The following is a 12455-nucleotide window of genomic DNA, read 5'->3' on the forward strand; positions in this document are numbered from 1 at the left end:
CAGGATTTGTCATGCAACCCCTTTGACACAATAAGCCATGTGGTTACCTAAAAGTGTATACGCAAATGTCAGATATCATCGAACACGAATTGATATATATTGTTAACAATATCATCATTAGTAATCAATGGCTTGGATAAGTTCACTCGATGGAGCATTAAAAGGGACTTCTGATGGTGGATTCTTGAATTGTTTTGAATCAATAATCGTTCTAGATGAGCTTAAAACTCGTAAAATCACTATAAAATTGATCTATTTCAAAATATCAAGCAGTGAAGGGGTTATAGTACACCTTGTCATCTCGTTAGTCATTGCGACTAACATGTTGAGCAAGATGACACTTCCTTTTGAAGGCTGACTTTACTTTCTCCTAATCAGGAAACTGATTACTTTTCAATTGGCGTAAGTTAATTGTTTTATAGATATTCCGACCACACAGCTATGTGTGGTTTTTTTTTGCTTCGATTTTACTTTCCGTATACCTCTTACCGTTTTAACTCTCTATAGTTAACCATTAGTAATCGCATAAGAATCAAAGAAGTAGGGTAATTGAACTACTTGCTTCACGTTTATTTAAACGCACGTTTGATAAATTTAACAAATTCATTACAATGCATCAGGTCAGACCTCTTGTATTTAAGGAGAAACAATGGGCAAGCAGGAAGTAAAAACACGCAATGGTGAGCGTGTCGCTATTGTCGCGGGGCTTCGAACTCCCTTTGCTCGTCAAAGCACGGAATTTAGCCAAGTGCCAGCGGTCGATTTAGGGAAAATGGTAGTAAGCGAAATGCTTGCTCGAACAGATATTGATCCGAAGCTAATCGAACAAGTGGTATTTGGACAAGTAGTACAAATGCCTGAAGCGCCAAACATCGCACGAGAAATCGTGTTAGGCACTGGTATGAACATCCATACTGATGCATACAGTGTGACTCGAGCGTGTGCGACGAGTTTTCAAGCGGCGGTTAATGTCGCAGAAAGCATCATGGCGGGAACCATTGATATTGGTATTGCTGGCGGTGCAGACTCTTCTTCCGTCCTGCCTATTGGCGTATCAAAGAAACTGGCCGCTAATCTGCTTGCTCTTAGTAAGACAAAAACAATGGGTCAGAAGCTTAGTATCCTCAAAAACTTGAGCTTTAAAGACCTGATGCCAGTGCCACCAGCAGTAGCAGAGTACTCTACGGGTTTATCCATGGGACAAACTGCAGAGCAAATGGCTAAAACACATGGTATTTCTCGCGCAGAACAGGATGCGCTTGCACATCGTTCTCATACGCTGGCTTCTCAAGCTTGGAAAGAAGGAAAAATCCAAGATGAAGTGATGACGGCTTTCCCTGAACCATACAAAAAGTGGATTTCGGAAGATAACAATATTCGTCATGACTCAACGGTTGAGGGATACGCGAAATTGCGACCTGCGTTTGATCGTCAGTATGGCAGTGTTACGGCTGCGAACAGTACGCCATTGACTGATGGTGGTGCGGCAGTGATGTTGATGCGAGAAGGTAAAGCGAAAGAGCTCGGAATGGAGATCCTTGGTTACATCCGAGGTTATGCATTCTCTGCTATCGGCGTGGAAAAGGACATGCTGATGGGGCCGACTTATGCCACAGCGAAAGTGCTTGAAAATACAGGCTTGGAACTGTCAGACCTGACGTTGATCGACATGCACGAGGCTTTTGCTGCTCAAGCATTGGCGAATGTGAAGATGTTTGCTTCCGATAAGTTTGCTCAAGAAAACCTTGGTCGCTCAAAAGCGATTGGTGAAATTGATATGGATAAGTTCAACGTGCTTGGCGGATCAATTGCTTATGGTCACCCATTTGCTGCGACTGGTGCGCGTATGATGACGCAAACCCTACGAGAGCTAAAACGCCGTGGCGGTGGTATTGCATTGAATACTGCATGTGCTGCTGGTGGTCTTGGTGCGGCAATGATTCTGGAGGTTGAGTAATGAGCGAGCAAAAAGCATTTAGTCTAAAGGTTGATGAGCAAAATATTGCTTGGTTAGCCATCGATGTTCCTAATGAAAAAATGAATACGCTGCAGGCGGCTTTTGCTGACGAAATGAAAGAAATTTTTGCTCAGCTAAAAGACTCCAGTGGTATTAAAGGGATGATCATCCACTCCCTAAAACCGGACAATTTTGTTGCGGGCGCAGATGTTAGAATGCTAGAAGCATGCACCACAGCAAGTGAAGCGGAAGCCTTAGCAAGGCAGGGTCAGGAGTTGTTCCAGCAGCTATCGGACTTACCTTATCCTGTCGTTGCGGCTATTCATGGCCCATGTTTGGGCGGTGGTTTAGAACTGGCTCTTGCATGTGATTATCGTGTTTGTACGGATTCTGACAAAACGCGTTTAGGTCTGCCAGAAGTACAACTTGGTTTATTGCCAGGTTCTGGTGGTACTCAGCGTCTGCCACGTTTGATTGGCCTGTTACCGTCGTTGGACTTGATCCTGACGGGTAAACAACTTCGTGCGAAGAAAGCTAAAAAACTGGGCGTTGTGGACGCCTGTGTGCCGGACACCATTTTGCTCGACGTAGCAAAACAGTTTATCGACAAAGGTAAAAACAAGGGTACGAAAAAGCTATCGACGAAAGAAAAGGTGATGTCTGGTAGCGGGCTAGGGCGCAAGTTTGTATTTGAGCAAGCTGCGAAGAAAACGAATCAAAAAACCCGTGGTAACTATCCAGCAACGGTTGCAATTCTAGAAGTTATTCAACATGGCTTAGAGAAAGGCTTCGCTAAAGGCCAAGAACTTGAAGCGAAGCGCTTCGGTGAGCTTGTAATGAGCTCAGAGTCAAAAGCGCTCCGTTCGATCTTCTTTGCCACAACAGAAATGAAGAAAGAAAATGGCACGGATGCGAAACCAGCACCAGTTCATAAAGTTGGTGTGCTTGGTGGTGGTCTGATGGGCGCCGGAATCAGCCATGTGTCTGTTGCAAAAGCAAAAGTACCTGTTCGCATCAAAGACGTTAGCAACGATGGCGTTTTAAACGCGCTCAACTACAACTACAAGTTATTTGAGAAACAGCGCAAACGTCGCATTCTATCCAAGGCCGACCTGCAAGCGAAAATGCTGCAACTGTCTGGTGGTGTCGACTTTACCAGTTTTAATCATATTGATGTCGTAATTGAAGCCGTTTTTGAAGACCTAGATCTTAAGCAAAAAATGGTGGCGGACATTGAAGCGAACGCTAAGACAGAAACTATCTTTGCGACCAATACTTCTTCGTTGCCTATCCACAAAATTGCAGAAAAAGCGGAGCGTCCAGAAAACGTAGTGGGTTTGCATTACTTCAGCCCGGTAGAAAAAATGCCGTTGGTGGAAGTGATTCCGCATGAAACGACGTCAGATGAAACCGTTTCAACAGTTGTTGCACTTGCTAAGAAGCAAGGTAAAACCCCGATCGTAGTGAAAGACAAAGCGGGCTTTTACGTGAACCGCATTCTTGCTCCATACATGAACGAAGCGGCGCATATTTTGTTGGCTAACGAACCGATCGAAAAGATTGATACGGCGTTGCTTGATTTTGGTTTCCCTGTTGGCCCGATTACCTTGTTGGATGAAGTTGGTGTCGACATTGGCGCGAAAATTATGCCGATCCTGGTTAATGAGTTAGGTGACCGATTCAAAGGGCCGGATGTGTTTGATATCTTGTTAAATGATGGACGTAAAGGACGCAAGAGTGGTAAGGGGTTTTACACTTATAAGGGCAAGAAGAAAGATGTCGACAAATCGGTTTACAAACTGCTTAAGCTCGACCCTGAATCTAAGCTAAGCGATAACGATATTGCGTTGCGCTGTGTGCTGCCAATGCTGAATGAAGCGGTACGTTGTTTGGATGATGGCATCATTCGCTCGCCACGTGACGGTGATATTGGCGCGATATTTGGTATTGGTTTCCCACCGTTCTTGGGTGGCCCGTTCCGTTACATGGACCAATTTGGTATTAAGGAGCTCGTAGAGAAAATGAATGAGCTTGCATCGAAATATGGCGATCGTTACGCGCCATGTGATGGTTTGCTTACTCGAGCTGGTGAAGGGACAACGTTCTATTAAAGGTTGCTTCGGTAGAGAAAAAGGCTTGCCAGTGGCAAGCCTTTTTCATAAAGAAGAAATGGTTACTTCTTCTTGTCTTTCTTATCTTTATTGTGGCCTTTACCAGGGTTGTCGTCCCCGTGAACGCTGCTATTACCTTTTTTGTCTTTATCATTCCACTGTTTTGAAGAGCAATCATCTGATTTGATGGATACATTGTCTCCGCTAAGGCGCACACAGTCGTCACTTAGTTCGAAACCATCGCCTTTGACTGAGATTTCAGCGTGAGCAGATGCCAATGGCAGTATAAGAGCCACAAGTAAAAGTGCTTTTTTCATGATTACCTCATTAAGTTATTTTTAGTGCGGTAATTAGAGCATAAGCCGCAATGGCGCAATTTCAATTTTCTGCCAATTATGGTGCCGATTCAATCTATGAGACCGACAACCTCATGGGTTTGTAGGTTCATTCTAGTAATCGACAATTTTATTTCTGCGCAACTAGATCACCCCAAGCCGCAATCTTTTGGCCGAAGTTGGAACTCTTCAATCGATCCTATTTCTTGTCCTAGATGGATGCGCGGAGCCTCCGAATGCGCTTGACCTTGAGAGTGCATGATCAAACGATTTGCAGTACGAGGTTTCAATTCGTTCACAACGAAGCGAATCATGTCTGCGCGCGTCAGCTTCTTCAACTCCGCAAGTACCTTGTCACGTTGGTTAAACTCAGTGTCTTTGTTTCCTATCGCAACCCAAAGACGTTGAGCCCGTCCTCGAAGTGTGGTGTCCGGCGTTGCTATTTGGTTCCACAAGCCGCGCTTACTGCTGTGCCATTGGTAATCGTTTAACTCTAACAGCACCATATAAAAGGCATTTAAAAACTCATCGATTGAGGTAACCAGCTCGGCAGGTGCTGCATTAGGTGACTGCACATACAGTACAATACCAGGGTGACGATTTAGCGGCATATTGCCAGTGCCTACCATGTAACCTAATTGCTGCTTGGTACGGATTTCGTGGAAAAACGTTGCCGACATAAGGTGATTGGCCAATGAGTATAGCGCGATACTACGAGGCTCAATATCCTCGCACTGGTGGTAAATAACGACCGCGGAATCTTGCTGGTTACAATGCACCTCACGTTGAAAACTGCCATTTTTACCTAGCATAATGAGCGGACGAAGTGCCTCTTCATAACGTTGCTCGTTAACTCTTAGAGCATCCTTCAAGGTCGTAGCCATGTCATGGGCTTGCTGGCGTTGCCAGTCTCCGTAAACAAACATTTCAACGTGCAGTTCTGCAAGAATGGATTCTACGAATACCGAGAGTTCATCGACTTCGATTTCTTCTAGCGCTTCGACTAAGGTTGCGAAAGGCGGGTTATTGGGTTGAAGTAACCCAGTAAGTGCGTTAAACAGCTGCGAAATAGGGCGATCTTGTGAAGCATTTCTCCAGTTTCGTAACAGTTGTTGTTTGATGGTTTCAAAGCGAGCAGGGCTGAAATCTCGAGAAGCAAAACGGTGTAGAATCATTTCTAGCAACTGAGGCAGCTTTTGACTGAACCCTGAGAGGGTTAAGGTCACGCCACCTTGGTGAGCGTACATGTTGTAACCCATCCCTGCGATTTCTGCTTGATAGGTTTCTTTTGCTAGCGAATCGAGGAACATCTCTACACATAAGCGCGTTTTGACGATGTTCTTTGGTGATGCAACGGCATGAGAGCTGTCGATAGCGACATAAACGACACCTTTTGGCACGCGAAATTCGTCATCTTGCAAATGCCACAGCCGAAACCCTTCGAGATCCTCAATCAACTCTGGCAGTGAATCACCATTTTCGAGTGGCATGGGGTCGAGGTCGTAGCAAATATAAGGGTTCTTTTCCGGTAAGACGAATTGCCAGCTTGGGTCGATTTGTTGATAGAAACGACGTTGGTCTTCACTAAAAGGTGTGACGGAGTACGGGGTAAAGTACCATTCGGCAGTACGGTTGTATTCCAGGCCTTTAGCAATCAAAGTGACGCGTACATTATCGATGGTTAAGTATCGCAGCAATGAACGCTGTAACTCCTCATCGTAGCCCGCCATTTTGTAGTCACCATAAACCGTGTCTTCCGGTTGATAGTGCTGCATGTTGATCACCAGATGGCTGACGAGATCCATTGGGCGCGATGGCTCTTGGAAGCGAAAAGCCGATTCTAATACCGCTTGTTTTTCGAGATAGCGCCATTCATCTAACCCGTCTTGTTTGATCATCGAGAGGTATTGAAAAACTACTTGAACGATATCATCAACATGATCTAAGCCGTTTGGCGTCAGGGTGCAGCTTACGGTAAAGTCTCGGTAGTTACTGCCACTCGCGCCGCCGCCCGCTGAGAGAGAAGTAATCCAGCCTTTTTCTTTGAGTTGAAGCATCAAACTGCCTTCTCCTTCATAACCCAACAGGTGAGCAAAGTAGGAGAGTGGCTTCACGCTATAATGCGCATCCATTCCCGGCATGGGGAATGTGAGAATCAGTTTACGGAACTCTTTGAGCGGCTCGACTTGAACCAAAATGCCCGTGCTTTCCTCAGTGCCTATCGGTACATCAATCGATTTTCCACGAAGGTGGTGATTTGGGATGTCGGCAAACATGGTTTCTACCCAAGCTTGCTGTTCATCGAGCGACTGTGGCCCAAATAGAGTCAGTGTCATCAAATCGGCGGAATACTGAGAGTGGTGAAACTCCACAATTTCGTCGCGGATGGATTTACCATCTCGGTCGCCAAGAGTATCTAAGTTTCCGACAGAGAATTTTGAAAACGGGTGCTCTGGATTGATGACTTCTTTGTTAACTTGATACAGGCGACGAGAATCATCATTGAGTTTGAGCTTGTATTCGGAGTCGACAGCCTGGCGTTCTTTGTCTAATGCTTCTTCGTTAAACAAAGGTGCGGTAAAGAATTGGCTAAATCGATCTAAGGCACTTTCAAAGGCATTTGGAGCAATGTTGAAAAAGAAACAAGTGTGCTCTGTACCAGTCCAAGCGTTGTTTGTTCCACCGTGTTGGCTAATATAGCTTTGAAACTCGCCCACTTTAGGGTATTTTTCCGTACCCAAAAAAAGCATGTGTTCTAAATAGTGTGCCAGACCTTGGCGATCGTTTGGGTCGTCGAAGTGTCCAACGTTCACTGCCAGAGCAGCTGCCGACTGTTGAGCTGTATCGGAATGAATCAGCAGTACACGCAGTTCATTGCTCAAGGTAATGTAGCGGTATTGATTTGAATCGTTAGGACTTAGATGCACGATGCGTCTCCAGATTTCGCATTACAGTAATTTAGGCTCCCCTCGCGGGGGGCGCAAAGTTTGCGTTTCGACAAATACTGCTTGCCGTATTTTTGTTATTCGTAGACTTCTGCACAGGCCCATCGCGTTTGCGTATGGGGAAGAACTGTTTGAGTGAATGCTCTGAACTCATTGCACAGTTAAATAGTGTGATGAACTGAGTACATTCTTTTAATAGATTGTTAAGAAAGTCGCTATCTTTAACAAGCGAATTGGTATAATGAACAGATAATTATATCAGTATTTTTGTTTCGTCATTGTTAAAGTTAGCCCCGTCTATCTAATAAAGATAGCAGTCAACCTTTTGGTAGCGTTAGCTATCCCTAGGAAATAACATGAAAATATTCATCATGCGTCACGGTGAAGCCGAGCATTTTGCAGATTCAGACGCAGCACGACAATTGACCCCAAGAGGCAGAGTCGAATCAGAAGCGGTTGCGAGAGCCTGTAAAGAACAGGGTTTTGCGCAATTCGATAAAGTGTTGGTGAGTCCGTACATTAGAGCTCAACAAACTTGGCAAGAGATCAGTGCGTATTTCTCTGCAAAAAGCATTGAAACTTGTGAAGATATTACACCTTATGGCCAGTCCGAGCATGTCTTCGATTTCGCAAGTGCGTTAATAGAAGTCGAACAATTGGACTCGCTTTTGTTCGTATCGCATTTGCCTTTGGTCGGTTATCTGACTTCAGAGTTTGTAAAAGACATGACACCACCGATGTTTCCTACATCAGGGCTAGTGTGCATTGAATATGATTTACAAACACAAAATGGTGAAGTGCTATGGCATATTACGCCATAAGTGTCTAAACCAAAATAAGCGTTTGCAAATTAGAGACAGAATAAGAAAGGCAGGAGATCCCTGCCTTTTCGTTTCGTCGTGTCTACAGCAAGCTTGTTACTTTTCAGGAATTGAAAGCAACACTAACAACGCACCATCACCACCAAATTCTAGTGGCGCTTGGTGAAAAGCCATAACGTCAGGATGCTGTGCTAACCAAAGTGGGGCTTTCTGTTTCAGGATGTGTTTCCCAATACCATGTTGCACACACGCACAATGAATCTCGTTTTTGATGCAATAGGCTATCATCGCACCAAGCTCGCGTTTTGCTTCTTGCTGTGTCATGCCGTGCATATCGAGGAACACGTCCGGTACATACACGCCACGACGTAGACGTTTGACTTCATAAGTGGAGACGTCGTCACGTGCATAACGAGTTGGACCTTCATCGTTTAATAGAGGGACAAACTCGTCTGAAAAGTAAAATTCAGAGTCACTCGCTTCACGGTTGGAGCGCTTGATTTCTTTTTGCTTAGTATTTTTTTTTGGTTGCTGGATTATGGTATCCTGTCGCAACTTTTTTACGCCCTGTACTGCTTCCTGAAACAAGGCGAAATCGTCATCGTTCTCGGTGTCTTTTTTGCTCATTAGGTAAACAATTTCATTAATAAACTTTATTGGCAGTATTGTAGCGCTTTTCGGAGGCAATTTTGGATAAGATTTTTGTAGAAGAAGCGGTATCGGAACTGCATACCCTTCAAGATATGATTCGTTGGACGGTAAGCCGCTTTAATGCAGCGAACCTGTTTTACGGTCATGGTACTGATAATGCGTGGGATGAAGCAGTTCAGCTTATCCTGCCAACCTTATACTTGCCGATTGATGTGCCTCCGCACGTATTGAACTCTCGCCTAACGACAAGCGAGCGTCTGCGTATTGTTGAGCGCGTAGTAAAACGCATCAACGAGCGTACGCCAACAGCATACCTAACAAACAAAGCATGGTTCTGCGGTCTTGAGTTCTTCGTTGATGAGCGTGTACTTGTGCCACGTTCTCCTATCGGCGAATTGATTCAAGCGGAATTCCAACCTTGGTTGGTGGAAGAGCCTACGCGCATCATGGACCTATGTACGGGTTCTGGTTGTATCGCGATTGCTTGTGCGCACGCTTTCCCTGAAGTAGAAGTGGATGCTATCGACATCTCTACAGATGCTCTACAAGTGGCTGAGCAAAACGTACAAGATCACGGCATGGAGCAGCAAGTGTTCCCAATTCGCTCTGATTTGTTCCGTGATCTTCCAAAAGAGAAATACAATCTAATCGTGTCCAACCCACCATATGTGGATGAAGAAGACATGAACAGCCTGCCAGATGAGTTCACGCATGAGCCTGAGCTTGGGCTAGCTGCGGGTACGGATGGTCTAAAACTAGTGCGTCGTATTCTTGCTAACGCGCCAGATTATCTAACAGATAACGGCATTCTTATTTGTGAAGTCGGAAACTCAATGATTCATATGATGGAACAGTACCCAGAGATTCCATTTACTTGGATTGAGTTCGAGAACGGCGGTCATGGCGTGTTTATGCTAACGCGTGACCAGCTGGTTGAGTGTGCAGAAGAGTTTAAACTGTACAAAGACTAATAGAGTCTTGCACTAAACATCAAAACACCGAGCTTTATGCTCGGTGTTTTTTTATGCATACCTCGCCGATATTAACTCTTTACATCAAAACGTAATAAAGCCACTATGAATCCACGAAGAATTGGAAAGCAGCTATGCTCTGTTTTGAGAGAGCGTGGCGATAAAAACTTGAGGAAGTAATGGCAGGAAACAGTATCGGACAACATTTCCGAGTGACGACATTCGGGGAAAGTCACGGTATCGCACTGGGATGTATCGTAGACGGATGTCCTCCGGGGTTGGAAATTACAGAAGCAGATCTACAAATTGATCTCGACCGCCGTCGTCCAGGCACATCACGTTACACCACACAACGTCGTGAACCGGATGAAGTTAAAATTCTTTCTGGCGTTTTTGAAGGCAAAACCACGGGCACATCGATCGGTTTGCTAATTGAAAACACCGATCAGCGCTCAAAAGACTACTCTGACATCAAAGATAAGTTCAGACCGGGTCATGCTGATTACACTTACCACCAAAAATATGGCATCCGCGACTATCGCGGTGGCGGCCGTTCTTCAGCTCGTGAAACCGCAATGCGTGTGGCTGCTGGTGCAATCGCGAAGAAATACTTAAAAGATGAGTTTGGTGTTGAGATTCGTGCTTACTTGTCACAAATGGGTGATGTATCTATCGACAAGGTAGATTGGAACGAAATCGAGAACAATGCATTCTTCTGCCCTGATGCTGACAAAGTAGAAGCATTTGACCAACTTATCCGTGACCTGAAAAAAGAAGGCGACTCTATTGGCGCAAAAATCCAGGTTGTGGCAACTAACGTGCCTGTTGGTCTTGGGGAACCCGTATTTGACCGTTTGGATGCAGACATCGCGCACGCACTAATGAGCATAAACGCGGTGAAAGGCGTGGAAATCGGAGACGGTTTCGACGTGGTAAACCAAAAAGGCAGTCAGCACCGTGATACGCTTGCTCCTGAAGGTTTTGGTAGTAATCATGCGGGTGGCATTCTTGGCGGTATCTCGACTGGTCAAGACATTGTCGCTAACATTGCGCTTAAGCCAACATCAAGTATCACTGTGCCGGGTGAGACCATCACAAAAGAAGGTGAACCAACTCAGTTGATCACCAAAGGTCGTCATGACCCATGTGTGGGTATTCGTGCTGTGCCTATCGCAGAAGCGATGCTGGCAATTGTGGTGATGGATCATTTACTACGCCACCGTGGTCAAAACCATGGCGTAACAACTGAAACACCGAAGATTTAAGAGCTTTGTGTCATTCCAGCGAGCTATAGCGAGACTAGGAATCTAATTTCAGCACGATGAAAAGAGAAAGAAACATCTCTGACAACAGAGTGCTCGGATAATAGATCCTGAATCATGCTCCTTCGTCGCTGTTCAGGATGACTGAATATAAAATTATGCCACTCACTGAATCGCGGGTGGCACAATTTTATCAGGCAACCTTTTTTGTTTAAGTAGTTTTTGCTTAATGAATCGAGCCTTCGGTTTCCAAATGGAAAGAAGGCAGACGCCACTTAAAGCGCACTGCAGCCATACGCAGCATGTAACCAGTAACCAGTGTAATGATCGTGGCAGTGACATCGGGAACATTAAATTCTAATAGCGCTAAGTACATTCCTGATGCGATAAGAGCGACAGAAGCGTAAAGCTCTTCATGCAGTACCAATGGTGTTTGGCGACAGATTAAGTCACGAAGTAGCCCACCGAATACACCAGTTACTAACGCTGAAACCATACAAATACCAGGGTGCAAGCCCATGCCCATCGCAATTTTTGTTCCGATGATACTAAACACGATTAAACCTAGTGCATCGAGGCGAATGAACAGACCTTTCAGCTTAATCACCCATTTCGCTAAACCTGTTGTTAGCACACCTGCAACACACGTAATTGCAAGGAACTCTGGGTTTTTTACCCAACCAAGAGGGTAGTGGCCTAATAGAATGTCACGTACGGTGCCACCACCAATGGCCGTTGCGCTGGCCACCAACATAACACCAAACCAGTCCATCTTTCTTCTACCAGCACTTAACGCACCTGTCATGGCTTCAGCCGTGATACCAATGATATACAACACACTTAGCAACATAGGGAAACACTCAACGTAAAAAGTCACTACGTTCTACGAGAATCAGCGTAGGCGAAGTAACAACACTTACAAACGGTTCTATCTCTCTTAAAAAGTGATTAAAACCAGCAACATGCTTGTAATCAAACGGCTTAAAAATAGCGGTTTGAACGGCATCAAAATAAGGCGAGAGTGTAGTGGTAAATAAGTACGCTGACGAATGAGAAATTGTATGGAGAAAGCGATGTTCAGATAAATTCAACTAATAACCAAAAATGTGGGGTTGCCTTTACCTCATAGCTAAAAACAGCGACAATATGCAGCGCATGTCAAACTGAAGTACAAACTCGACGATGACCCACGAATACCAAGACTTAATCACCATTTTTAATGACACCTTTTTAGAACAATTTAATACGAAATTAGAGTTAGGTGGTGATGAGCCTATTTATCTTCCTGCTGATGATGAACACCCTCATCATCGGATTATTTTTGCTCGGGGTTTTTACGCCTCTGCTTTACACGAGATCCATGCATCTCTTTAAAGGTTGACATACTAAGAAACTCATACTA

At 44.9% G+C, this 12455-nt stretch carries 9 protein-coding genes and 1 pseudogene; 6 read left to right on the top strand and 4 right to left on the bottom strand.

All coding sequences use genetic code 11. From position 1 onward, the window contains the following. Window positions 1–649 precede the first annotated feature (649 nt). Together fadI and fadJ are read left to right on the top strand one after the other, a co-directional pair. A complete protein-coding gene (fadI, locus tag R7070_RS18300) occupies window positions 650–1957 on the top strand; it encodes an acetyl-CoA C-acyltransferase FadI (RefSeq protein ID WP_005384447.1) in 1308 nt (435 codons plus the stop codon). Beyond that, the gene (gene fadJ, locus R7070_RS18305; protein ID WP_085569743.1) at window positions 1957–4068 is read left to right on the top strand and encodes a fatty acid oxidation complex subunit alpha FadJ; all 2112 of its coding nucleotides are present in this window, start codon (window positions 1957–1959) and stop codon (window positions 4066–4068) included. Before fadI ends, fadJ begins: the two co-directional genes overlap by 1 nt. Before the next feature lie 62 nt (window positions 4069–4130). Here fadJ and R7070_RS18310 read toward each other — a convergent pair whose 3' ends face one another. Together R7070_RS18310 and R7070_RS18315 are read right to left on the bottom strand one after the other, a co-directional pair. Beyond that, window positions 4131–4385, bottom strand: a complete 255-nt coding sequence (locus R7070_RS18310; protein ID WP_005384444.1) for a hypothetical protein — start codon at window positions 4383–4385, stop codon at window positions 4131–4133. 167 nt (window positions 4386–4552) lie between these two features. Continuing rightward, entirely contained in the window at window positions 4553–7330 is a 2778-nt protein-coding gene (locus R7070_RS18315; protein WP_256900662.1) for an insulinase family protein, read from the bottom strand. Window positions 7331–7704: 374 nt separating this feature from the next. On the opposite strand from R7070_RS18315, the gene sixA reads away from it, so the two are divergent. Continuing rightward, on the top strand, window positions 7705–8169 hold the full coding sequence (sixA, locus tag R7070_RS18320) for a phosphohistidine phosphatase SixA (protein WP_005380537.1): 465 nt from the start codon (window positions 7705–7707) through the stop codon (window positions 8167–8169). Between the two features lie 96 nt (window positions 8170–8265). Here sixA and smrB read toward each other — a convergent pair whose 3' ends face one another. Then, the gene (smrB, locus tag R7070_RS18325; protein WP_005380539.1) at window positions 8266–8796 is read right to left on the bottom strand and encodes an endonuclease SmrB; all 531 of its coding nucleotides are present in this window, start codon (window positions 8794–8796) and stop codon (window positions 8266–8268) included. A gap of 62 nt (window positions 8797–8858) precedes the next feature. Between smrB and prmB the strand changes: the two genes are divergently transcribed. Continuing rightward, window positions 8859–9791, top strand: coding sequence for a 50S ribosomal protein L3 N(5)-glutamine methyltransferase (gene prmB, locus R7070_RS18330; RefSeq protein ID WP_213907162.1), 933 nt, complete (start codon window positions 8859–8861; stop codon window positions 9789–9791). A 179-nt stretch (window positions 9792–9970) separates the two neighbouring features. Then, window positions 9971–11056 carry a chorismate synthase gene (gene aroC / locus R7070_RS18335; protein WP_017820803.1) on the top strand — a complete coding sequence of 362 codons (1086 nt, stop codon included), beginning with the start codon at window positions 9971–9973 and terminating at the stop codon, window positions 11054–11056. Between the two features lie 223 nt (window positions 11057–11279). Here the strand turns inward: aroC and R7070_RS18340 are convergent, their stop codons facing one another. Further along, window positions 11280–11903: a trimeric intracellular cation channel family protein gene (locus tag R7070_RS18340; RefSeq protein WP_005380544.1), complete on the bottom strand. Its 624-nt coding sequence runs from the start codon at window positions 11901–11903 to the stop codon at window positions 11280–11282. A 332-nt stretch (window positions 11904–12235) separates the two neighbouring features. Between R7070_RS18340 and R7070_RS18345 the strand changes: the two are divergent. Further along, a pseudogene (locus tag R7070_RS18345) lies at window positions 12236–12412 on the top strand (elongation factor P hydroxylase); the annotation flags it as partial. Window positions 12413–12455 lie beyond the last annotated feature (43 nt).

This window comes from Vibrio sp. 1557 (assembly GCF_033340175.1).
Taxonomy (GTDB): domain Bacteria; phylum Pseudomonadota; class Gammaproteobacteria; order Enterobacterales; family Vibrionaceae; genus Vibrio; species Vibrio alginolyticus.

Coding starts and splice junctions, on each gene's coding strand:
- sixA (WP_005380537.1), top strand. CDS start 7,705: ATGAAAATATTCATCATGCGTCACGGTGAAGCCGAGCATTTTGCAGAT.
- smrB (WP_005380539.1), bottom strand. CDS start 8,796: ATGAGCAAAAAAGACACCGAGAACGATGACGATTTCGCCTTGTTTCAG.
- R7070_RS18340 (WP_005380544.1), bottom strand. CDS start 11,903: ATGTTGCTAAGTGTGTTGTATATCATTGGTATCACGGCTGAAGCCATG.
- fadI (WP_005384447.1), top strand. CDS start 650: ATGGGCAAGCAGGAAGTAAAAACACGCAATGGTGAGCGTGTCGCTATT.
- R7070_RS18310 (WP_005384444.1), bottom strand. CDS start 4,385: ATGAAAAAAGCACTTTTACTTGTGGCTCTTATACTGCCATTGGCATCT.
- aroC (WP_017820803.1), top strand. CDS start 9,971: ATGGCAGGAAACAGTATCGGACAACATTTCCGAGTGACGACATTCGGG.
- fadJ (WP_085569743.1), top strand. CDS start 1,957: ATGAGCGAGCAAAAAGCATTTAGTCTAAAGGTTGATGAGCAAAATATT.